General features: G+C 41.8%; 18 protein-coding genes and 1 rRNA gene. 8 read left to right on the top strand and 11 right to left on the bottom strand.

The window, feature by feature from the left end; all coding sequences use genetic code 11:
- Together AC0SAP_RS08190 and rbsK are read right to left on the bottom strand one after the other, a co-directional pair.
- Window positions 1-64, bottom strand: a 16S ribosomal RNA gene (locus tag AC0SAP_RS08190); the annotation flags it as partial.
- A 651-nt stretch (window positions 65-715) separates the two neighbouring features.
- Window positions 716-1,657 carry a ribokinase gene (rbsK, locus tag AC0SAP_RS08195; protein ID WP_286482230.1) on the bottom strand — a complete coding sequence of 314 codons (942 nt, stop codon included), beginning with the start codon at window positions 1,655-1,657 and terminating at the stop codon, window positions 716-718.
- 402 nt (window positions 1,658-2,059) lie between these two features.
- On the opposite strand from rbsK, the gene AC0SAP_RS08200 reads away from it, so the two are divergent.
- The 4 genes from AC0SAP_RS08200 (at window position 2,060) to AC0SAP_RS08215 (ending at window position 5,355) form a co-directional block, all read left to right on the top strand.
- On the top strand, window positions 2,060-2,953 hold the full coding sequence (locus AC0SAP_RS08200; RefSeq protein WP_473383825.1) for a transporter substrate-binding domain-containing protein: 894 nt from the start codon (window positions 2,060-2,062) through the stop codon (window positions 2,951-2,953).
- 248 nt (window positions 2,954-3,201) lie between these two features.
- On the top strand, window positions 3,202-3,933 hold the full coding sequence (locus AC0SAP_RS08205; protein ID WP_109236831.1) for an amino acid ABC transporter permease: 732 nt from the start codon (window positions 3,202-3,204) through the stop codon (window positions 3,931-3,933).
- A 1-nt stretch (window position 3,934) separates the two neighbouring features.
- On the top strand, window positions 3,935-4,627 hold the full coding sequence (locus tag AC0SAP_RS08210; protein ID WP_473383826.1) for an ABC transporter permease subunit: 693 nt from the start codon (window positions 3,935-3,937) through the stop codon (window positions 4,625-4,627).
- Complete coding sequence (locus AC0SAP_RS08215) at window positions 4,624-5,355, top strand: amino acid ABC transporter ATP-binding protein (protein WP_473383827.1); 732 nt, start codon at window positions 4,624-4,626, stop codon at window positions 5,353-5,355. The genes AC0SAP_RS08210 and AC0SAP_RS08215 overlap by 4 nt, the downstream gene beginning before the upstream one ends.
- Window positions 5,356-5,547: 192 nt before the next feature.
- On the opposite strand, the gene AC0SAP_RS08220 is transcribed toward AC0SAP_RS08215, so the two are convergent.
- From AC0SAP_RS08220 to AC0SAP_RS08245, 6 genes are all read right to left on the bottom strand, one after another.
- On the bottom strand, window positions 5,548-6,597 hold the full coding sequence (locus AC0SAP_RS08220; RefSeq protein ID WP_473383828.1) for a peptide ABC transporter ATP-binding protein: 1,050 nt from the start codon (window positions 6,595-6,597) through the stop codon (window positions 5,548-5,550).
- Window positions 6,590-7,609 (bottom strand): dipeptide ABC transporter ATP-binding protein, encoded by a 1,020-nt coding sequence (dppD, locus tag AC0SAP_RS08225; protein ID WP_473383829.1) that lies wholly within the window; start codon window positions 7,607-7,609, stop codon window positions 6,590-6,592. The genes AC0SAP_RS08220 and dppD overlap by 8 nt, the downstream gene beginning before the upstream one ends.
- 10 nt (window positions 7,610-7,619) lie before the next feature.
- Window positions 7,620-8,585, bottom strand: a complete 966-nt coding sequence (gene dppC, locus AC0SAP_RS08230) for a dipeptide ABC transporter permease DppC (RefSeq protein WP_473383830.1) — start codon at window positions 8,583-8,585, stop codon at window positions 7,620-7,622.
- A gap of 10 nt (window positions 8,586-8,595) precedes the next feature.
- The gene (gene dppB / locus AC0SAP_RS08235) at window positions 8,596-9,612 is read right to left on the bottom strand and encodes a dipeptide ABC transporter permease DppB (RefSeq protein WP_473383831.1); all 1,017 of its coding nucleotides are present in this window, start codon (window positions 9,610-9,612) and stop codon (window positions 8,596-8,598) included.
- Between the two features lie 340 nt (window positions 9,613-9,952).
- Complete coding sequence (locus AC0SAP_RS08240; protein WP_473383832.1) at window positions 9,953-11,581, bottom strand: ABC transporter substrate-binding protein; 1,629 nt, start codon at window positions 11,579-11,581, stop codon at window positions 9,953-9,955.
- Between the two features lie 256 nt (window positions 11,582-11,837).
- Window positions 11,838-12,623 (bottom strand): TSUP family transporter, encoded by a 786-nt coding sequence (locus AC0SAP_RS08245; RefSeq protein ID WP_473383833.1) that lies wholly within the window; start codon window positions 12,621-12,623, stop codon window positions 11,838-11,840.
- A 463-nt stretch (window positions 12,624-13,086) separates the two neighbouring features.
- Between AC0SAP_RS08245 and AC0SAP_RS08250 the strand changes: the two genes are divergently transcribed.
- The 3 genes from AC0SAP_RS08250 to AC0SAP_RS08260 all read left to right on the top strand — a co-directional run bounded on the left by AC0SAP_RS08250 (window position 13,087) and on the right by AC0SAP_RS08260 (window position 16,321).
- Window positions 13,087-13,917 carry a cysteine hydrolase family protein gene (locus AC0SAP_RS08250; protein WP_473383834.1) on the top strand — a complete coding sequence of 277 codons (831 nt, stop codon included), beginning with the start codon at window positions 13,087-13,089 and terminating at the stop codon, window positions 13,915-13,917.
- Between the two features lie 84 nt (window positions 13,918-14,001).
- On the top strand, window positions 14,002-15,273 hold the full coding sequence (locus AC0SAP_RS08255; protein WP_473383835.1) for a BaiN/RdsA family NAD(P)/FAD-dependent oxidoreductase: 1,272 nt from the start codon (window positions 14,002-14,004) through the stop codon (window positions 15,271-15,273).
- 193 nt (window positions 15,274-15,466) lie between these two features.
- On the top strand, window positions 15,467-16,321 hold the full coding sequence (locus AC0SAP_RS08260) for a CvfB family protein (protein ID WP_094568437.1): 855 nt from the start codon (window positions 15,467-15,469) through the stop codon (window positions 16,319-16,321).
- A gap of 104 nt (window positions 16,322-16,425) precedes the next feature.
- On the opposite strand, the gene AC0SAP_RS08265 is transcribed toward AC0SAP_RS08260, so the two are convergent.
- Window positions 16,426-17,880: an alanine/glycine:cation symporter family protein gene (locus AC0SAP_RS08265; RefSeq protein WP_473383836.1), complete on the bottom strand. Its 1,455-nt coding sequence runs from the start codon at window positions 17,878-17,880 to the stop codon at window positions 16,426-16,428.
- Between the two features lie 327 nt (window positions 17,881-18,207).
- Window positions 18,208-18,654 carry an OsmC family protein gene (locus AC0SAP_RS08270; protein WP_473383837.1) on the bottom strand — a complete coding sequence of 149 codons (447 nt, stop codon included), beginning with the start codon at window positions 18,652-18,654 and terminating at the stop codon, window positions 18,208-18,210.
- 316 nt (window positions 18,655-18,970) lie between these two features.
- Between AC0SAP_RS08270 and AC0SAP_RS08275 the strand changes: the two genes are divergently transcribed.
- Entirely contained in the window at window positions 18,971-19,228 is a 258-nt protein-coding gene (locus tag AC0SAP_RS08275; RefSeq protein WP_473383838.1) for a hypothetical protein, read from the top strand.
- 263 nt (window positions 19,229-19,491) lie between these two features.
- On the opposite strand, the gene clpB is transcribed toward AC0SAP_RS08275, so the two are convergent.
- The gene (gene clpB, locus AC0SAP_RS08280; RefSeq protein ID WP_473383839.1) at window positions 19,492-22,107 is read right to left on the bottom strand and encodes an ATP-dependent chaperone ClpB; all 2,616 of its coding nucleotides are present in this window, start codon (window positions 22,105-22,107) and stop codon (window positions 19,492-19,494) included.
- Between the last annotated feature and the right edge of the window lie 302 nt (window positions 22,108-22,409).

Below are 22,409 nucleotides of genomic sequence, written 5' to 3' on the forward strand. Positions count from 1 at the left end.
CGACTTGCATGTGTTAAGCATACCGCCAGCGTTCAATCTGAGCCAGGATCAAACTCTTCAGTTTAATCTCTATAATGTTTAAATCTTTCGATCTAACCATGTAACTTTCGTCACTGCTCAATTACTGCTTCTATTTCCATTATAAAAAATAGATGCTGGAATTGTTTGGTTAGACTTCTATTCTTTTGCTCACGCAAACAAATACAAGCCCCCATACAAACTTACTTAAGATTAAGTTATTAAAGAACTTTAGGGTTAAAGTGAATCAAACTTGAATCTCTTACCGCCCTAAGCAGACGAACTATGTTACAGAAGTGATTCGCTCGTGTCAATTTTATTTTTGACCTCTTTTTAAGCACCGATTCAATTTTAAACATTACTAAAAACTGAACTTAAACTTTAAAGAGAGAAGCAAAGAAACTACTAGAGAACTGGGCTTCTACCGAACCATCTTCAACGTTGCCGTCTGAATGAGTGGTGTATCTTACCCCTTTCATTTTTATTTGCAACTCTTTTTTAAAAATTTTTACATTTCTTGAGTTGTTTTTAAATTGTCTCTGGTCTTACTTGGTAATCCCGCTTTTAGCTTTGTGACCAAAAGATCAAATAAGTCAATCGATTAGATCATTGAACCTCTCCCAATCATCTAATCGCCGGTAAGAATTAATATCTATTGCTCATCTAATATCAAATATCTTCTCTACGTCTCTACTTCTTACTGTTTATTTTCTAAATAGAATTGATCGATTGCTTTGCGCCAAGGAATAGCAGGATGTGCCCCTTTCTTTGTTACCGCTAAAGCACCGGCAGCATGTGCTAACTCGACAGATTGCAATAATGACTTACCCTCTAAAAGCGCCGTCACCAAAACACCATTAAAGGTATCCCCTGCACCAATCGTATCGATCGCCTCAACTCTAAAGCCCGGGATTAAATCTCCGGTTATCTCTCTAGAGGCACGCATTTGACTAACCCACGCACCTCTCTTTCCTAAGGTAATGATGACAATTTCGATCCCTTTCTCATGTAGCTTTTGTGAGGCTAATGCCGCATCTTCATCACTTTCAACCTTTATGCCGGTTAATAGCTCAGCTTCCGTTTCATTAGGGGTAATGATATCGACAAATGAGAGAAAACGATCTGATAAAGCCCTCGCAGGTGCTGGATTAACCACAACTCGTACGCCCGATTTTTTAGCATGCTCTGCTGCAAGGTCTAAAGCTTCTTGCGGTGTTTCAAGTTGCATTAAGAGCAGATCGGCCGAGCTAATTTCAGGAAGTAGAGGCTTGACCATTGCTTCTGTCATCGCGCCATTAGCGCCAGCGTAGATGCCGATCATATTTTCACCTTCACTATTGACAAAGATAAGTGCAACGCCCGTTTTCTCATTCTCAACAACCTGAATTAATCGGGTATCGATCTTATCTTGCTGAAATTGTGAGATTGCCGATCGACCAACATCATCATCCCCAACAGCAGCAATAAAGGTGACATCTGCACCCGCTCTTCCGGCAGCAACTGCTTGATTTGCCCCCTTTCCTCCTAAAGAGACTTGATATTGGTCACCTGCAAGCGTCTCTCCCGGCGCTAAAAAGTGGGGCACATTTAAGATATAGTCCACATTACTACTTCCTAGCACTATCAATTTTTTTGGCATAACTCATTCCTGTAGATATCTATCAATGATCAACAGAATAAGGAGTTACTCAAAAACCGTCAAGAGAACAGAAGAGCACCTTATGATATCGATTAACTATAACTTTGAGTTATATAGACGTCATAAAAGTCACAGCCCTTCCTAATTGCCTTTTCTGCAGCACTATCATATATCTAGATGTAGACCATTATAAATAGAGAAGCTATGAGTAATGATGATGCGACTACAGCAAGACTTTATATACCGAAATGGATACCGCAAATGGGGGCAACATAAGCCTTAAAAGGTATCGATATCTTGAGACTCTCCATTCAAAAAGCTTTTAACACTTTTAGCACAACATCATAAAACAATAAAAGATGGTCCCACTTAACTTTATTATCACTATCTGGAGGATAACAGATGAAAAAGTCGATTTTAGGAATCGCCCTGTGTGGTTTACTCGCACTTCCCCATATCTCTCTATCAGAAGAGCTAACGGGAACACTTAAGAAGATTGATGAAACAGGAACCATTACCCTAGGTCATAGAGAATCTTCCATTCCATATTCCTACTATGATAATCAACAAAATGTCGTCGGCTACTCTCATGAGATTAGTATGAAAATTGTTGAAGGTATTGAGAAGAAACTGGGGAAAAAGATCGATGTCAAACTCGTTCCTATTACTTCACAAAATCGTATTCCACTGATGAAAAATGGAACGATCGATCTAGAGTGTGGCTCAACGACACACAACACCGCCCGTGCGCAAGAGGTCGACTTTACCAATACAATCTTTATTATCAATATCCGTATGATTACAGATGTTAATTCGGGTATTGAATCTTTTGAAGAGTTGAAAGATAAGGTTGTCATTACAACAGCAGGAACCACATCTGAGCGAGTATTACGCAATATGAATGCCGAGAAGGGGATGAATATGCGTATCCAAGCAGCAAAAGATCATGGTGATGCTTTTATGATGCTAGCTGATAATCGCGGCGTTGCTTTTGTGATGGATGACTCTCTACTCTATGGAGAGAGAGCAAAGTCACCTCAACCTGATCGCTGGGTCGTTACCGGAGAATCACAGGGACAGGAAGCTTATGCCTGTATGTTGCGTAAAGGAGATAGTGAGTTTAAGGCCTTAGCAGACCAAGTAATCGCAGATCTTTCTGGCTCAGGGGAGATGGAGCTTATCTATAACAAATGGTTTACTGAACCTATTCCCCCGCGCAACGCTAACTTAGAATTCCCACTATCTGAGAGTATGCGAGAGCTCTTTAACAACCCCACGGATAAACCTTATCAGTAGCGTCTTATCGCTCTTATGAGATAGCGCACAAACGCGCAGATATTGACAAGGATCTCTAGGAAGAGCGTACCTCTTCTCTAGAGTTTCTCGTCTTTAATAAATCTGATTTAGGAACGTGGCGTTAGTAGACACCTTGAGCAGATACGCTTTCTCTATCGCTCTATTGACTGAGTGCGAGATATCTCTCAAAGCCCCTACTTCGATCGCCCTACTCCTACTCTTACCCTCTTCTCTTAAAAGGTTAATCTATGTTTGGACTAGATTTTTCTATGCTCTTACAAGAAGCCGTCATTAATGAAACATATCTAGACTGGCTTTTAGAAGGTGCGAAATGGACCATTATCTCCTCTAGTAGTAGCTGGATATTAGCATTAGCGTTAGGAATTATTATTGGAACAATACGAACCTTACCTAGTCGCACACTACGCTTTATTGGGGCAACCTATGTCGAGTGCTTACGGAATGTCCCGCTCATTGTGCAACTCTTCTTTTGGTATTATGTTTGGCCTAACTTAATGCCTGAAACAATCGGTAATTGGATCAAATCTCAAGATCCTTTAGTGCAGATGATGACTGCGGGGATCTTATGTTTAGGTCTATTTACCTCTGCACGAATTGCAGAACAGGTTCGATCAAGTATCGAATCATTAGCAGGAGGCCAACTCAGAGCTGCTCTTGCCACTGGTTTAACGCTTCCGCAAGCTTATCGTTACGTCATCTTACCCCAAGCACTGAGAATCATCTTACCACCGATGACCTCCGAGCTTCTTAATATCTTTAAAAACTCCTCCGTACTACAGACCATTGGTCTTGCAGAGCTAACCCGGCAAGCGGCACAGATCAACGATTATACAGCGAAAGCTTACGAATCATTTTTCCTTGTGACGATTGCATATATCATCATCAATGTCACCTTAATGTTCATTATGAAGTTGATCGAGCGATGGACACAACTTCCCTCACTGAAAGAAGGAGCTTAAAATGGGTCAATTCTCTTTTTCTAGCCTCTTCTCTATTATTGGTGAAAACTATCAGTTTCTACTACAAGGGATGGCCGTTAGCTTACAAATTACCGGCATTGCCATCGTTGTTGGGATCCTTTGGGGAATTGTGCTTGCCGTTTTACGGCTCTACGGTCCTAAGCCGATTGCTTGGATTGCAACGGGTTATGTCAATCTCTTTCGTTCAATCCCACTCATTATGGTGTTAATGTGGTTCTACCTCGCAATTGGCCCAACTTTACAACAATATTTAGGCTTAGGTAATAGTACGGGAGTACGGCTCTTTTGGGCGATCGTCGCATTTTCTCTATTTGAGGCCGCTTACTATTCTGAGATTATTCGCGCAGGATTTAAGAGTGTACGCCGGCAACAGATGAACGCCGCCTTAGCTCTCGGGATGACAAGAGGACAAGCAATCTATCATGTCATTTTGCCACAAGCGCTTCGCAATATGATCCCTCTACTTCTAACGCAAGGTATTATTCTTTTTCAGGATACTTCCCTTGTCTATATTATGAGCCTTAATGATTTCTTCAGAACTACAGATATTATCGGCTATAACAATAATGCAAAAATGGAGATGATTCTTTTTGCCGGCTTTATCTACTTTATCATCTGCTTTTCACTATCTTATCTCGTTCGAACCTTACAAAAGAGAAGAGGCACCTTATGATTCAATATCAGAATGTCAATAAATTTTATGGCAATTTCCAAGTACTGAAAAACTGCTCCACTGAAATTAAAGAGAAGGAAGTCGTCGTGGTTTGTGGCCCTTCTGGTTCTGGGAAATCAACCTTAATTCAATGTGCAAATGGTTTAGAGCCTTTCCAAGAAGGGGATATTATTATCAATGGACATTCATTAGCAGATCCTAAAACCAATATTAATAAAGTTCGGGCTGAGGTAGGAATGGTCTTTCAACATTTTGAGCTCTTTCCGAATATGTCTATTGAAAAAAATCTTATGCTTGCACAGATGAAAGTTCTAAAACGCGATAAAGAGAGCGCACATACAAAAGCATTGGGGTTATTAGATCGAGTTGGATTAAGTAAACACCTCGGAAAATATCCCACACAACTCTCTGGCGGACAACAGCAGCGTGTAGCAATTGCTCGCGCGCTGGCAATGGATCCGGTGGTAATGCTCTTTGATGAACCTACATCGGCGCTAGATCCTGAAATGATTCATGAAGTACTTGCTGTTATGACAGAACTCGCTCAAGAAGGGATGACAATGATGTGTGTCACCCACGAAATGGGATTTGCCCGACAAGTAGCGGATCGAATTATCTTTATCGATGAGGGGGAAATCTATGATGATCTCTCAAAAGAAGCTTTCTTTGAAGGAACACCTAGCGAACGGGCACAGACCTTTTTGAAAAATATTTTCCATAATGACTGATATCTCTTTGATCATCAGTAAAGATTAGAAAAGATCAGAAAACCAGGGAAAATCATAAAAAGATGGGGCTGTCGATCATAGCTCCCATCTTCTTACACTGATTACACTGACTGCAGTGATTGTACAGATTAGTGAATAGATCAGATAGGTTGAGTCTCATAGAACATCAAATAAAACCTTTTCTGATACCCATTAATCTTCCCCTCTCTTATCACGAGCATCGAGTGACTCAATCTCATCGAGGAGGAAACAAGCAACTTCATGAGGCTCACCTTCTCTGTCGTGATAGACCTTGATCTCCGGCTGAGAGTGATAGCACTTCTCAAATGCTTTAGGACAGCGAGTATGAAATGCACAACCTTGTGGCGGATTGAGTGGGCTCGGCAATTCACCTGTTAAGGTGATCTTCTCTCGCCGGTTTTGATCATTCAATCTTGGGGTTGCCGATAGGAGTGCTTCAGTATAGGGATGCATAGGATCTGAAAATAGCGCTTTTTTACTCGCTTTCTCCACCGCTTTACCGAGATACATCACCATCACATCATCGGCAATATGCTCCACAACAGAGAGGTCATGAGAAATAAAGAGATAAGAGAGCCCTAACTCCTCCTGAAGATCCATCATCAAATTGAGAACTTGTGCTTGAACAGAGACATCGAGTGCTGAGACCGGTTCATCAGCAATCACAATATCGGGATTGAGCATTAAACCTCGAGCAATCGCAATCCTTTGTCGTTGTCCTCCCGAGAACATATGGGGATAACGATCATAAAACTCAGGACGAAGGCCTACCTTCTCCATCATCGCTAAAACCCGCTCTTTGCGCTCTCCCCGACTGAGATCACTATTAATCTTGAGAGGCTCTTCTAAAATCGTGCCGATCTTCTTTCGCGGATTGAGGGAACCATAAGGGTTTTGAAAGATAATCTGAATCTTCTGGCGTCGCAAAGCGGCCGTCTCTGGTGCAGAAAGGAGAAGAGAATCTCCCCGATAACGCAACTCACCACTTGTGGGAGGCTCAATCATTGTCAATACTTTTGCCAGAGTCGATTTTCCACAACCAGACTCCCCTACAACCGCTAAAGTCTTCCCCGCTTCGAGTTCAAAAGAGATACCATTTAAGGCTTTAACTTCCCCCTTTTCCCGCAATAAACCTCGACTGACGGCATAATACTTTGTTAAGTTTTCCGCAACTAAAAGTGGCGCTTTCTGCTCTCTATCAACGATTGTCTGACTACTCATAAGCTCCTCCTGATAAGGACTCTTCGTCGCTCTCGGACATGACTATCTGCTTTTTAACCAAAGGAAAATGGCATTTCACAAAACGATCTCCGTGCTGTTGTAAAGGGGGCTCCTGTTGCCGGCAGATCTCTTGACAATAACCACAGCGAGGGTTGAGAAGGCAACCTTGAGGCCGATCATAACGCCCCGGCACAACTCCAGGTAGTGATTGTAAGCGGGAAGCACCTTGAGAAAACTCCGGCAAAGAGCGAAGGAGTGCTTCGGTATAAGGATGAAGTGGCGTTTGAAAAAGTTGTGTGGCAGGCGCAATCTCAACAATTTGTCCGGCATACATCACAATAATTTTATCCGCCGATTCCGCAACTAAGGCCAAATCATGGGTAATCAGTAGAAGCGCCATCTGCTGCTCTCGTTGCAATTGAAGCAGAAGTGAGATGATCTGTCCTTGAATCGTGACATCAAGCGCTGTAGTCGGCTCATCAGCAATCAACAATTTAGGATTACAAGCAATGGCGATCGCAATCATCACCCGTTGACTCATCCCCCCCGATAATTGATGAGGATAGAGATTAAAACGATTGGCGGCATCAGGAATCCCCACCAACGTCAATAGCTCTAAAGCTCGCGCTTTACGCTCCCTTTTTCTCCCACCTTGATGGACTTTTAAGGTCTCCATAATTTGATAGCCTACGGTAAAAGAGGGGTTGAGCGAGGTCATCGGATCTTGAAAGATCATCGCAACATCATCCCCTAAGATCTTTTGTCGCTCCCGCCTTTTCATCTTTTGTAGATCTTTGCCATCAAAAGAGAGGGCCTCTGCCGAAACGATGCCGGGAAAATCGATCAATCCCATAATAGCAAGAGAGCTCACAGATTTACCGGATCCTGATTCTCCGACAATACCGACTACTTCTCCCTGATCAACGCGATAACTGATTCGATCAACTGCTCGAAAGCGATCCCCTTTTTCACCAAACTCTACTGTTAAGCCTTTTACTTCTAATAATCTCATCGCTCCCCCCTTACACCTTCAACTTCGGATCTAATGCATCTCGCAAGCCATCGCCCATCAGATTGAAGGCGAGAACGGTCAATAAGATCGCAATTCCAGGAAAAGCGACAACCCACCATGCAGATTGCGCATATTGCAAGACATCAGAGAGCATGGTCCCCCACTCTGGAGTTGGTGGCTGAGCCCCCATTCCTAAAAATCCCAGTGCCGCCATATCTAAGATCGCATTAGAAAAACCCAATGTTGCTTGCACAATAAGCGGTGCTAAACAGTTGGGCAACACATTAATAAACATCTGCCGAAGATGCCCCGCTCCGGCAACTTGAGAGGCAATCACATACTCTTTCTCCATCTCGCCTAAAGCGGTCGCTCTTGTAAGTCTTATATAGTGAGGTAGCGCCACAAAAGCGAGGGCAATAGAGGCATTAACAATCGATGGACCAAAGATAGCCACTAGAACAAGTGCTAAAAGAAGACTCGGTAGAGCTAACATAATATCAACAATACGCATAATGATCGCTTCAACAGCACCACCAAAATAACCGGCAAGAAGCCCTAAAGAGATACCTAGCAGTAGCGAAAGAAGCACAACGACAACGCCCACTAATAATGAGAGACGCGCACCAAAGATCAATCGGCTTAAAATATCACGTCCAACATCATCCGTTCCTAAGATAAACTGCCAAGAACCTCCCTCCATCCAGACAGGTGGCTTTAGGAAAGAGCCCCGAAACTGTTCTGTCGGATCATGAGGTGCAATATATTGGGCAAAAATAGCGACAAAAATAATAAAAAGGATAAAGATCAGCCCTAGCAATGCGCCTCTATTTCGACTGAAATAGAACCAAAATTGTCGAAGAGGGGTCTCAGGTTTACGCGCAAAGAGAATTTCTTCCGCAGGAGGACGATCCGCCTCTAAAATTGCTTCGCCCTCTTCTAAAATGACATTTAAATCTCGATCATGATGTTTAGCCATCTAACTCTCCTTATTGATGTCTAATACGAGGGTTAACAACGCCATAGAGTAGATCAACAATAAAGTTGACTAAAATAATGAGCGAAGCAACGAGGAGAACACCACCTTGAACAACAGGATAATCACGACGCTGTAGTGATTCGATCAACCATCGACCAACTCCCGGCCAAGAGAAGATTGTCTCTGTTAAAATCGCACCACCCAACATTGTTCCCACCTGTAATCCAATCACCGTAACAACGGGAATGAGTGCATTTCGCAAGGCGTGAATCAAAATAATCCGCATCCGCCCTAACCCCTTCGCTCTAGCGGTTAAAATATAATCTTCACTCAAAACTTCGAGCATTGAGGAGCGCGTCATCCGAACAATCACGGCTAATGGAATCGTTCCTAAAACAATGGCAGGAAGAATCATATGGTGTAGTGCATCCCAAAAATCCCCCTCTTCTCCAAAAAAGAAGGTGTCGATCAACATAAAGCCGGTCAACGGATCACTATCATCAAGAAAGACCATATCGCTAATTCGTCCTGAAACCGGCGTTAGATCGAGATTGACAGAGACCAACATAATCAACATCATCCCCCACCAGAAAATCGGCATTGAATAACCGGTCAAAGAGAGTCCCACAGCGGTATGATCGAAGATCGACCCTCGCTTCACGGCCGCTATTACACCTACAGGGATACCCACTACTACAGCAAAAATCATCGCACAAGTTGCAAGCTCTAACGTTGCTTTAAAGCGCGGCACAAACTCAGACCAGACAGCTCGCTGAGTCACAAGGGAATTACCTAAATCTCCATGGAAGAGGCCTTTAAGATAGTTCCAATATTGCACAATATAGGGTTGATCATAACCAAATTGCGCTCGCAATTCCGCGTAACGCTCCGGCGTAATCCCTCGCTCTCCGGCAAAAAGTAGAATCGGATCCCCGGGAATAAGATGGATAAAGATAAAAGTTAATAGTGTAATACCGATAAAGGTAGGGATAATCATCCCCAATCGGCGAAAGAAAAATTGAATCATGTTGCATCCTATCTCTGGAAAAGATTGAGGAAATGCGATAGCGATTCATCAGTTAACCCAAGACGCCTAGAGCACCATCCTTCTTGGTTGAGTGATCTAGCCAACTAATCTTAACTAACTAATATTAGTAATGGATTAACCAATGGATTAATTAGCGGGCTCGTCGCACTCATCAAGATAGAGATAAAAAGGAGCGCTTAGGTTAAAACCCATAGCGCTCCTACCTCTATACTTATTTAAGGATTAGGTCGCCAATATACAATCTTCAGTGATGAAGATCCCTCTTTAAAAGAGATTGATAAGAGGAACCGAAATTAAGCTATCGCAACGCTATCTAAATTTAATCCTCAATATCAACTTGGTTGAAGTTGTGCGTTCCTAATGGATCGATAACATAATTGACCACCTCTTTTCTCACCGGCATATAGACAGTAGAGTGGGCAATATTGAGCACAGGTTGTTCACGATGTTGGATCTCTTGCGCTTTTTTATAGAGTGCAACACGCTGATCATGATCAGTCGCTGCTTTTGCTTCCGCTAAGATCTCATCAAACTCACTATTACACCAATTAGAGTAATTTGAGCCTGCTTCTGCGGCCACACAACTTAAAAGAACTGAGAAGAAGTTGTCAGGATCCCCATTATCTCCCGTCCAGCCCATAAGTGCTGTATCATGCTCGCCATTACGAAGACGCGTTAAGTACTCACCCCACTCATAGGTGACGATATTAGCTTTAACACCGATCTTCTCCCAATCTGATTGAACCATCTCTGCCATTCTTCGAGCATTGGGATTATAAGGGCGCTGTACGGGCATCGCCCAGAGAGAGACTTCAAAACCTTCTGGAACACCCGCTTCTGCAAGTAGGGCTTTTGCCGCCTCTGGATCATACTCATAATCGACAATCTCATCGTTATAACCCCACATCGTTGGCGGAATAAAGTTCTTCGCCGCCTCCCCATTACCTTGGAAGATCGCATCGATAATATCGGCTTTATTAACCGCCATACTCAATGCTTTTCGTACTTCTAATTTATCTAATGGAGGCTTTTCCATATTGAAGGCAAGGTAGCCGATATTGAGTCCTGTCAACTCCTTCACATCGATATCAGGATTCGCACGCATCTTCTCTAAATCAGCAAGGTTAGGATAAGGCATCACATGACACTCTCCCTTTTGCAATTTGGCAAAACGGACCGAAGCATCAGGTGTAATGGAGAAGATCAGACGATCTAATTTTGCCGGCTCACCAAAATAATCCTTAAATTTAGTAAAGAGAATCCGAGAATCTTGCTCATAGGCTCTCAATTGGAAAGGACCGGTTCCGATCGGTTTAAGATCAATCTCTTCTGGCTTACCTTTTTCTAAGAGTACTTCACCATATTCGGCAGAGAGAATAGAGGCAAACGCCATCGCTAAGTTCGCTAAAAAGGGAGATTCTGGCGAGGTTAAAGTGATCTTGACAGTGTGATCATCGATCTTTTCTACAGATTCGATCAACTCAGGGAATCCCATCGATTCAAAATACTCAAACTGTCGACTCGAGATATTGTGATAAGGATGATCGGAATTCATCTGTCTCTCAAAAGTAAAGACCACATCATCGGCATTAAAATCTCGCGTCGGTTTAAATGCTTTATTACTATGAAATTTAACCCCTTTTCGGAGATGGAAAGTGTACTCTTTACCATCTTCACTCACCTCCCACGACTCCGCTAACCCAGGTTCAAGCTCTGTAGTACCCAATGTAAACTCGGTTAAACGGTTATAGAGCGGAATACCACTTGCATCAAAGGTAGTCCCTGATGATGCCAGCTGCGGGTTAAAAGTCTCCGGAGAGGCCTCTGAACAGTAGACTAATGTCGATGCTTGTGCTGCCCCCAAAAGTAATGCACTACTGACAGCAACAGTTGCTATAGCACTCTTTACCCCTAATGAGAGGCGTGTTAATAGATATTTCTTGCTCATGCTTTCTCCTTTATTTGATAACAGTAAATAATTTCTCGACCGTTATCACCTTTAGCTTGTGAGATACCCTAATTCGGCATCTATTTATAGTTATTATTTTTAAAAATGTGTAACCGTAAGAATATATATTGCTTCAAATGGTTATAACTTATTGTCGCCTCTTTTCATATGAACCATCTTTTCATACCATCGATGACTCTTTCATAAATACTCTCTTTCTTATAAAAATGCAAGCAACCCACGGAGAACTCAACGGCTACCCCCAAAAAGAGAGAATCCACAAAGAGAGGAGGTTATTAGGTTCCAAAAGAAGTTTGATCGCCATGGCAACACTCATCACAATTAAGAGAGGACGTATCACCTTCCCGCCATATTTAACAGCAAATAGCGCCCCCAATTGCGCACCGATAAAAGCCCCTAGCGCCATCAGTAGTCCTAATAGAACCTGCATCTCTCCTGAAAAAGCAAAGATCAAGAGAGAGCCGATATTAGAAGCGAAATTAGCAAGCTTTGTCTCTGCAATCGCATTAACAAGTGTCGAACCAAGAAGAAGCACAAATGCCACCATAAAAAATGAACCTGTTCCCGGACCAAAGATCCCATCATAAAAGCCGATTAAGGGAACTATCGTTAAGAGAAAGAGTGTTCTTGAGATCTTTGCTCTTCGCTCACGCTCATCTAAATTAGGAGAGAAGAGAAAATAGATCGCCACAGAAAGTAGCAGCAATGGAACAACGATCTGTAAAAAAGTGGCCGGCAATCGTGTTGCTAAAAGCGCACCTATCATGCCGCCAGTCAAAGCCAGAAAGAAGACCCACTTAGAGTGATGCCACTGAATTAAACCTTGACGAAAAAAGGCAAATGTTGCCGAAAAGGAGCCGGCTGATGATTGTAATTTATTGGTCGCCAATGCCTGTACCGGCGATAAGCCTGCTAATAGCAGTGCCGGTAGTGTAATCAGACCACCCCCACCGGCGATTGCATCGATAAATCCTGCGACCATCGCCACTAACATTAAAATCAGGAATAGTTCTCCTGCCATATGCTCCCCACTTTATCTTTCATAAGTTATTGATTGATTGTTAATTAATGATTAACTATTTATTAACTGATACTTTGGCCATCTCCTCTTCAACTCGCTCTATATGCCTCTACAAAGTCACCAATAAAGCCAGAACGATCGAGCCCTTTCAAGAATATTGCCATAATAACTATGATAGATACTGTAATATTAGAGATTAAGAGCGAGACTCATAGAGAATAATGAGCCGTTAGAGCGAGATTATCAGCAGTGTATCAAACCCCCGATATCTCTGATGATAAAAATAGATTCCTCCCAAAACGCCATAAAAAATGGAGATGATTCAAGGGGATCTAATGACATAAAAAATAGGACTCATTTATGAAGAAGATAATAAAATGAGCCATACTATGAGCCTAGAAAGCTATGAGTCTATGTGTCTATGAGTCATAAAATAATTAATCAAAATAGTGAGGAGATATTCATGAATCAAGAAGATAACAGATTAGAGCGCAGAGAGAGTGGGCAGCGCCTACTTCTTGGGATCGATCTACAGAATGACTTTTGCCACCCTGAGGGAAAACTCGCTGTAGCGGGAGCAGAGGAGGATCTAAAGAGGATTATTCACCTAATTGAGACAGGAGGAGAGTATTTTACCGAGATCATTATCAGCATGGATTCTCACTATCCGCTCCATATTGCTCACCCTACATTTTGGCGCAATAAGGCAGGCGATATGCCGGCACCCTTCACCACAATTACCTATGAAGATGTGGTCCAAAAATATTGGATTCCACAATATTATCCTAAGCAGGCATTACACTATCTAAAAACGCTTCAATCTGCCGACTATCAATGCACCATCTGGCCACCCCATTGCCTTATCGGTACAGAAGGTTGGGCGCTACCTGATCCCCTCTATCAAGCACTCTCCCAATGGTCCCATAGAGCGGGAAGAAACTTTGAGCTCTACAATAAGGGGAGTAACCCCTTCACAGAACATTACAGTATTCTCAAAGCGGCGGTTGAATTTCAATCTCATCCGGCTACTTGCCTAGATCAACAGCTCTTAAACCGATTTGCAATATTTGATGAGATTGTGATTGTAGGTGAAGCAATGGATTTCTGTGTTGCCAATACAATTGCCGACCTCCTAAAAAATGCACCTCAAATCATGGAGACGCTGATCATTTTAACCGATTGCATGTCCAATATTATTCCGAACAATCAGGCCTCTGCTAAAATTTACCAACAAGCGGAAGCACTTGGCGCAAGAATGATGCATTCTGAAATATATTTAAAATCGATTCTATAGTCTATTTCGATCGCTTATAATTGCTCCCCTTCAGCGCTTCTCTTCAAATCACTTCTGCAAAATTAAGATAGGTAATAGTAGACTATGAAATCATCTCCTTCACATTTTGACCTTATTGTTATCGGTGCCGGCGCCGCCGGGATGATGGCGGCAAGCTGTGCTGGTAGAGAGGGACTCTCTGTTCTTCTTTTAGACCATGCTACAAAAATTGGAGAGAAGATTCGTATCGCCGGAGGTGGCTTTTGTAATTTTACTAATACCCATATCGATGGCTTCGATGCCGCCCCCTATTATGTTTCAGAAAATCCTAAGTTTGTGCGCTATGCACTCTCTAACTTTACCGCCCAAGACTTTATCGCGCTTGTTGAACGCTACCAGATCCCTTATACCGAAAAACATCTAGGACAACTCTTCTGTGATCGTGAACTAGGGGCCTCCTCAAAAGATATTGTTAATATGCTTCTTAATGAGTGTCAGGAAGCAGCGGTTGAACTACGAAAAGGATGTCGAGTGGATACTATTACAAAATCAGCTGACAGATTCCAAGTAGAGAGCTCAGAGGGTTTATTGACAGCTTCCTCCATCATTATTGCAACAGGAGGGCTAGCGATTCCTAAAATAGGGGCTACCGATTTTGGTTATCGCATTGCAAAATCGTTCGGGCACTCTATTATTCCAACACGCCCGGCACTAGTAGCGCTCCATTTTGATTTTTGGGAAGCTGAAGAATATAGAACACTTGCCGGCATTTCGATGCCTGTTGAGATCTCCACACAATCAGGGAAAAGAGCGAAAGATCGTATCACCTTTGAAGAGGACCTCCTTTTTCGCCACAAAGGACTCTCTGGTCCCGGTATTTTACAGATCTCAAGTTATTGGCAACCTGGAAGAGCAATCACTGTCAATTTTGCGCCCAATATCGATCTTACTCAAGCGTTGTTAGATCTTAAACAGCGTGCTAAATATCAACTAGAACGCGCCATCACTGAATTGATTCCAACATTACCTAAGCGATTTATTCAATTTTGGTTACAAAAAACACCCTTCCAAAGCTATCTAACAACCCCACTTCCTGAAATTCCCCATAAAATTTTAGAAACCTTGGGAGCATCGCTCAATGCATGGTCTATTACCCCTAGTGGTACTGATGGACACAAAACGGCAGAAGCAACAAGAGGGGGCGTCAATACCAAAGAACTTAACCCTAAAAGTATGGAGAGCCGATTAGTGGAGAATCTCTACTTTATAGGTGAGGTTGTTGATGTTGTTGGTTGGCTCGGAGGTTATAATTTTCAATGGGCGTGGGGATCAGCGGTCTGTGCGGCAACTGCCATTGCAAAAAAGCAGCCCCAATAAATATTTTTAGGGCTCTTAATACAAAAATTTTCGCCTCTTCGATAGCTTTCAATCACTATTTTTTTTCATATGCTTATAATAGAGCCTATTAGAGAATCTCTTTTCGATCTTTATAGAGATCAAAGATATTCACTGTTTTAAAAAGTAGCATGACTGAATGCTACCGTGTATCAATTAATCATCAAAAGGCCTTATGTCTTATAACAGTACAAACAGCCCTATCATTGGGCAGATGAATCGTTTAACTATCATCGAAAAGAATAAATTAGGATTGATCTTAGAGGGTGATGTTCTTCTACCACACCGAGATATCCCCAAAGACCAACCTACTCAGGTGGGTAAATGGCTCGACCTTTTTGTCTATCTTGATAATCATGGTCATGCCATTGCCACCCCTCAAAAACCTTATACCACTGTTGGGCGCTTTGCAGATCTTCAAGTGGTCGAGATCAACGATATCGGTATTTTCCTCGATTGGGGATTACCTAAAGATCTACTACTCCCTTTTAGCGAAGAAGTTGGCACCGTTCATGCCGGAGATTTTGTCATTGTCTACACCTATATTGATGAGGTATCTGGCCGTATCACCGCAAGCATGAAACTTGAGAAATTTTTAGATCAAAAACCCCATCATTATGAGGTTGGGAATCCTGTCGCGCTGCTTGTGGAAAGCATGACTGATTTAGGAGTAAAGGTAATTGTCGATCACACATTTTGGGGCCTAATCTACCATAGCGATGTGAAGAGCGATCTTGAAATTGGCGATGAGATTGAAGGCTTTGTAAAACATATCCGAGAGGATGGAAAGCTCGATATTGCAGAACAGGCTATTATCAATACACCTGAGGCGCGAGAATCTTTAGAAGAGATGATTATGCGGAGATTGAGTGAGTATGGCGGAACCTTACCAATTAGTGATAAGAGCTCACCGGATGAAATCCATAAAATTTTAGGGGTCAGTAAATCAGCCTTTAAACGCGCATTAGGGGCGCTCTATAGAGAGCGAAAAATTATTATCAAACCTGATGTCGTAATCAAAAAAATATAAAAAACACCTCTAAAGATTCTCGCCTCTGAAGATCTCTTGAAAGCGTTTATCTAAAACTCTAAAGCGTTATAGGTCGGTATCAATGATGCCGAATCTTTCCTCTATTAAGGCTCGTTTGAGGGTGGCATCACTCGAAAATAAGCATCTTTTTGAGTCTGTATCTCAAAATTATTATGTTGCCAACACTCAAGCCCTTCTAACTCCGGAATATCCTTTGCACAAAATTGAGGATCAAAACCTAACTTTTTCTGCTCCACATAATGTTCCCATAGTGCAACGACAATATGTCGTAAAGAGAAGATCACTGAACAGTTGATCACTACTAATGATGAAACCAAGATCATCGTAATCGCTATCAAAACCTCCATATCGATAAAGTAACTACTTAAGATCACAATGATAAAGAGAAACTTATAGAGATGCTCCACCCATTTACAATCTCTGAAGTAAAGAAGATTAACTAATCCATAATAGAAGCCACTGATAATCGAAGTTAAGGCAAAAAGGATTAAAATAAAAGAGAAGACATAAGGGACAAAAGGACCTAAAGTAAGTCCTAATGAAGCCTGCATCAGAAGAATCCCATTCGCTACATGAGGGGTATAGAGGCCTGAAGAGAGAATAATAAAAGCGGATAATCCTCCAATCACAAAGCTATCGATAAATACCCCAAAACTCTGCAGTAATCCTTGTTTAACAGGATGACTCGTATGCGCTGCCGCTGCTGCTGATGCGGAACCACCTAATCCAGCCTCATGGGAGATCGAGCCATTCTTAATTCCTTCAACAATAGCGATACCAATGCCACCACTTATGATCTCCTCTAGACCAAAAGCACTCTTAAAAATCGATCCTAAAAATACCGGAATCGCCTGGAGATTGAAGAAAACTACCACGAGTAATATCATAAGATAGATAAAGAGTGCGCTAGATACTATTACGGTTGAAATATGGGCTAACCAACGAACATTTCCAACGATAGCCACTAAAATAATAATAGAGATGGCTCCTAAAATCTTACTACTTGTTGTCTCGCTATAAGTGGTATGAACTAATGAGACTAAGATATTAGTATGAACTCCATTAAATATGACGATAAAGAGGGCAATAAAAATAACAGCATAGAGCGCGCCTACTTTAGGCATCCTTGCGCCTCTACGAATATAGTAAGCAGGACCGCCTCGATAGAGTCCTTTCTCCTTACATTTATAGAGCTGTGCTAAAACCGCTTCCGAAAAGGCTAAAAACATTCCTAAAAAGGCAAAAAGCCACATCCAAAAGAGCGCTCCAGGGCCACCCATACTAATGGCCAATGAGACACCGACAATATTACCGATACCAATCCGATTTCCCATACTTAACGAAAAGGATTGAAAAGGGGTAATACCGCTATTATTTTTCCGTTTTTCAAATAAGAGATATTTCATCTCTTTAAAGTAATGAAAACGAAAGAGCCCAATACGATAGACAAAATAGAGCGAAACAGAGAGATAGAGAGGGATTAGTAGACCAAACCAGATATTGGCATCTAATAAGAAGTAGAGTCGTTCTTGAAACATCCATCCTCCTAATACTCTCTATAGCTCTCTATAGCTCTTTATAAAATATTTATTTTCACACTTAATGACTAACGATTAACAACTAACGACGACAAGTATTTTTCATAAATGCCAATAAGAGTCGCTATAAGAAGACTTCTATAGATCCTTATTGATTCATTACTGATTCATTACTGATTAATGCAATAATGATTAATCCAATACTTATTAATCCAGTACTGATTAATCCATGATCTATTAATTCATCAATATGAGATATAAGGGTCTATGATAAATAAAAATATGTAAATTTTTATAAAGAACGACTTTTTTTATTTTATTGTATAGTTACTGCTTTAATCTGACTTCTACCGATTTTTTCGGCGCCACATCGATCGTTGCCGCAACAGGACAGTGACTCTCCACATGTGTTATTGCGGCATCGATAAGAGCCTTATCGGCTGAAGAGGTAAGATGGTAGCGGGTTCTTATCTCACTAAAACCTATTGGCACAGTGGGATCTCCCATATAGCCGGCGGAATCAAAATCGCCTTCAACTTCAATCAAACACTCTTTATAAGGAATATTTTTTTGGGTAGCATAGGCTTTGAAGACCATTGTCTTACAAGCACCTAAAGCTCCTAGAAGGAGCTCTACCGGCGTCATGCCCTCATTATCACCATAAGGTTTGGGCTCATCGGCAATAACAAGATGCTCACGCGCCTCAATTTCAACCTGATAATTCTCTCTAACTTGGCAACTGACTCGATAAACTTTTGCACTCTTTCGCGCCATAATAATCTCCTCTATTTTCAATCATCTAGATAATTATCTCCATCACTGCTCTCCCCTCTCCCTTAAACCTCGCGATTCCTTAAACCTATAACATAAATATATAAAATCCATTGAATCTAACGAGTCTATGAAAGAGTGATCGAGATCGCCGGCACCGCAATGTAGAAACTACGATTATAACGGCTTTACCTAAAAGTGACAGAATTCTCCCTCAATCCTCAAAACCCAGATCTCTATTAATTGACGCATCTTTACGCAGAAGTAAGCTACAATAAAAAATAATGCATTAATGACATCATTCTAGGGAGATTTAATAATGGAGCAACAGCCATTTCACTCTTCACGCCGACACTTTCTACAGATCAGCTCTCTGCTGGCGATTGGTATTGTTACAAATCCTATTGCGCGGGCACTCACCACTACCGATACTAAAGAAGTGGCATATAATTTTCGTTTTAATAACCGAGTCAATCAAGAAGAGATCCGATCGCTCGATTTCGATTCTCACCTCTTTCCTCTACGCAATTATCGGTTAAAGTCTGGCCCCATCCCAATGACTCCTTCTCTCTTTTAGTTGACCCATTCAATCATGGGAAATGATAATCAACAGTAAAACCAATAAAACTGATGGAAAAGTAGCGCAAAACTTAATAACAACTAATAGCAACTAATAATGATTAACGACGATTAATGATGAGGCAATTAACGATGACTAATAGATAATTGATACAAAAAGGCTGATAGAGAATTCTCTACCAGCCTTTATTCTTTTCTACTAAAATCAAGATTCAGATCAGCCTGATCTCATTTCAGTCACAGATTGATTACGCGATCTCATTAGAGAACTTCAATTTCAGCATCAATCACATCCATATTGAGCTCACCATCGATGATGACACTATCTCCCGCTTTAAACTCACCACGTAAGAATGCTTTTGCTAAAGGGTTCTCTAAATGAGTTTGGATCGCACGTTTCAAAGGTCTTGCACCGAAAACAGGATCGTAACCAATCTCCCCTAATTTATCGAGCCCTTCCTCTGTGACACTTAACATCACATCATGCTCAAGGAGACGTTTAACCACACGATTCACCTGTAATTTCGCAATCTCACGAATATGCTCTTTACCAAGTGGGTGGAAGACAACAATATCATCAATACGGTTGATAAACTCCGGACGGAAATGTTGACCAACAACCTCCATCACCGATTCACGCATAGCGAGATATTGATCCTTCTCACTTAAATCACTCAAGCGAGCTGCCTGCTCTTGAATCAAGTGTGAACCTAAGTTCGAAGTCATGATAATGACCGTATTTTTGAAATCTACCGTACGGCCTTGACCATCTGTTAAGCGACCATCATCTAATACTTGTAACAAGATATTGAAGACATCGGGATGCGCTTTTTCAACCTCATCGAGCAAAATTACCGAATAGGGGCGACGACGAACCGCTTCCGTTAAGTAACCGCCCTCTTCATAGCCAACATATCCTGGAGGAGCACCAATAAGGCGCGCAACGGAATGTTTCTCCATAAATTCCGACATATCTAAACGGAGCATTGCATTCTCATCATCAAAGAGGAAGGTTGCTAATGTCTTCGTTAACTCTGTCTTACCAACACCTGTAGGTCCTAAGAAGAGGAAGGAACCGATCGGACGATTAGGATCAGATAATCCTGCACGAGAACGACGAACCGCATCTGATACCGCAGTAATCGCCTCTTTCTGGCCGATCACATTTTTACCGAGCACCTCTTCCATCCGGAGAAGTTTTTCACGCTCCCCTTCCATCATGCGACTGACCGGGATACCTGTCCATTTAGAGACCACATCCGCAATCTCATTCGCTGTCACTTTTGTTCTAACTAATCGATGCTCACGCTCTTCATGATTTTCTGCTTCTTGTGACTCTTTCAATTGACGCTCAAGCTCAGGAATCTTGCCATATTGAAGCTCACTCATCTTCGCAAGATCACCACTACGTTTCGCCGCTTCAAGCTCAATACGCGCCTGATCAAGATCCTCTTTCAGAGAGGTTGCACCCTGCATAAGGCTCTTTTCGATCTTCCAAACCTCTTCAAGATCTGCATACTCTTTCTCAAGTTTAGAAAGTTCGGCTTCCAGTGTCTCAAGACGCTTTTTCGATGCATCATCGGTCTCTTTCTTAATCGCTTCACGTTCAATTTTTAATTGAATAATACGACGATCAAGTTTATCCATCGCTTCAGGTTTTGAATCGATCTCCATCCGAATTTGGCTTCCTGCCTCATCGATCAAATCGATCGCCTTATCCGGTAATTGTCGATCGGTAATATAACGATGCGATAAGGTTGCTGCGGCAACAATCGCCGGATCCGTAATTTCGACCCCGTGATGGATCTCATAACGCTCTTTTAATCCACGCAAAATCGCAATCGTATCTTCTACCGTAGGCTCTTCTACTAATACCTGTTGGAAACGACGCTCAAGCGCAGCATCTTTCTCAATATACTCTCGATACTCATTAAGCGTTGTCGCACCGATACAGTGAAGTTCTCCACGAGAAAGTGCAGGCTTAAGTAAGTTACCGGCATCCATAGCACCATCTGTTTTTCCGGCACCCACCATCATATGAATCTCATCGATAAAGAGAATCACTTGACCTTCTGCCTTCTCAAGCTCGCCTAATACGGCTTTAAGACGCTCTTCAAATTCACCACGGAATTTTGCTCCGGCGATTAATGCCCCTAAATCGAGTGAAAGAACACGTTTACCTTTCAATCCTTCCGGCACTTCCCCATTAACAATACGTTGAGCAAGTCCTTCTACAATCGCTGTTTTACCAACACCGGGCTCCCCAATCAATACGGGATTATTTTTAGTACGACGTGACAAAACTTGAATCGCGCGTCGAATCTCATCATCTCGTCCAATCACAGGATCAAGTTTACCAAGCTCCGCACGCTCAGTTAAATCAACAGTATATTTACTAAGTGCTTCACGCTTCTCTTCTGCATTAGGATCTTGCACTGTTTCACCTCCACGAATAGAGTCGATTGCTCGATTGAGCAACTCTTTAGTTACACCAGAATCTTTTAAGATCTCAGCAAGTCCTTTCTTTTCATCCAAAATTCCTAGGATAAAGACTTCTGAAGAGAGATAACCATCACCGCGGCGATGCATCTCTTTCTCTGCAGCGACTAAAACACGCTGTAGATTCTGACTAATATGGATATCATTGCTTCCAGATATCTTTGGAAACTTATTAATAGCCTCATTAACTTTCTGATTTAAGAGAGGGATATTCGCTCGGCATTGACGAAATAGGGGTAAGACCGATCCCTCTTTTTGATTGAGCATCGCACTTAAAACATGCTCAGGCTCAATATATTGGTTATCGTTGGTAAGCGCTAAGGTCTGTGCGCCACTTAACGCATTTAAGAATGCTTGTGTAAATTTATCTTGGTTCATCTACCAATTCTCCCATAATTTATCAATCGTGCTGGGGTTTACCATTCTAAATCTTTCTTATTCTTCAATTTTCAATCTTTTCTAACACACCTTTTATTCAGATCTTAGAACATTCCCCTGTTGATCATAAGATGGGGATAACCATCCCTATTTCAAGTTTTTTTACCGATTTATTGATAATTTTACAACTATTTTATGATTATCCTTATGAATGTCCCTATTAAAAAGACAATTAATAACTCATTAATAGCTCTATTAACAACTTCATTAATAAACCGATTAACGAGACTATCAACAATACT

This window comes from Ignatzschineria sp. PL_is040 (assembly GCF_055813795.1).

Excerpts from the sequence above, each read along its gene's own strand:
- rbsK (WP_286482230.1), bottom strand. The coding sequence starts at position 1,657 with ATGCCAAAAAAATTGATAGTGCTAGGAAGTAGTAATGTGGACTATATC.
- AC0SAP_RS08200 (WP_473383825.1), top strand. The coding sequence starts at position 2,060 with ATGAAAAAGTCGATTTTAGGAATCGCCCTGTGTGGTTTACTCGCACTT.
- AC0SAP_RS08205 (WP_109236831.1), top strand. The coding sequence starts at position 3,202 with ATGTTTGGACTAGATTTTTCTATGCTCTTACAAGAAGCCGTCATTAAT.
- AC0SAP_RS08210 (WP_473383826.1), top strand. The coding sequence starts at position 3,935 with ATGGGTCAATTCTCTTTTTCTAGCCTCTTCTCTATTATTGGTGAAAAC.
- AC0SAP_RS08215 (WP_473383827.1), top strand. The coding sequence starts at position 4,624 with ATGATTCAATATCAGAATGTCAATAAATTTTATGGCAATTTCCAAGTA.
- AC0SAP_RS08220 (WP_473383828.1), bottom strand. The coding sequence starts at position 6,597 with ATGAGTAGTCAGACAATCGTTGATAGAGAGCAGAAAGCGCCACTTTTA.
- dppD (WP_473383829.1), bottom strand. The coding sequence starts at position 7,609 with ATGAGATTATTAGAAGTAAAAGGCTTAACAGTAGAGTTTGGTGAAAAA.
- dppC (WP_473383830.1), bottom strand. The coding sequence starts at position 8,585 with ATGGCTAAACATCATGATCGAGATTTAAATGTCATTTTAGAAGAGGGC.
- dppB (WP_473383831.1), bottom strand. The coding sequence starts at position 9,612 with ATGATTCAATTTTTCTTTCGCCGATTGGGGATGATTATCCCTACCTTT.
- AC0SAP_RS08240 (WP_473383832.1), bottom strand. The coding sequence starts at position 11,581 with ATGAGCAAGAAATATCTATTAACACGCCTCTCATTAGGGGTAAAGAGT.
- AC0SAP_RS08245 (WP_473383833.1), bottom strand. The coding sequence starts at position 12,623 with ATGGCAGGAGAACTATTCCTGATTTTAATGTTAGTGGCGATGGTCGCA.
- AC0SAP_RS08250 (WP_473383834.1), top strand. The coding sequence starts at position 13,087 with ATGAATCAAGAAGATAACAGATTAGAGCGCAGAGAGAGTGGGCAGCGC.
- AC0SAP_RS08255 (WP_473383835.1), top strand. The coding sequence starts at position 14,002 with ATGAAATCATCTCCTTCACATTTTGACCTTATTGTTATCGGTGCCGGC.
- AC0SAP_RS08260 (WP_094568437.1), top strand. The coding sequence starts at position 15,467 with ATGTCTTATAACAGTACAAACAGCCCTATCATTGGGCAGATGAATCGT.
- AC0SAP_RS08265 (WP_473383836.1), bottom strand. The coding sequence starts at position 17,880 with ATGTTTCAAGAACGACTCTACTTCTTATTAGATGCCAATATCTGGTTT.
- AC0SAP_RS08270 (WP_473383837.1), bottom strand. The coding sequence starts at position 18,654 with ATGGCGCGAAAGAGTGCAAAAGTTTATCGAGTCAGTTGCCAAGTTAGA.
- AC0SAP_RS08275 (WP_473383838.1), top strand. The coding sequence starts at position 18,971 with ATGGAGCAACAGCCATTTCACTCTTCACGCCGACACTTTCTACAGATC.
- clpB (WP_473383839.1), bottom strand. The coding sequence starts at position 22,107 with ATGAACCAAGATAAATTTACACAAGCATTCTTAAATGCGTTAAGTGGC.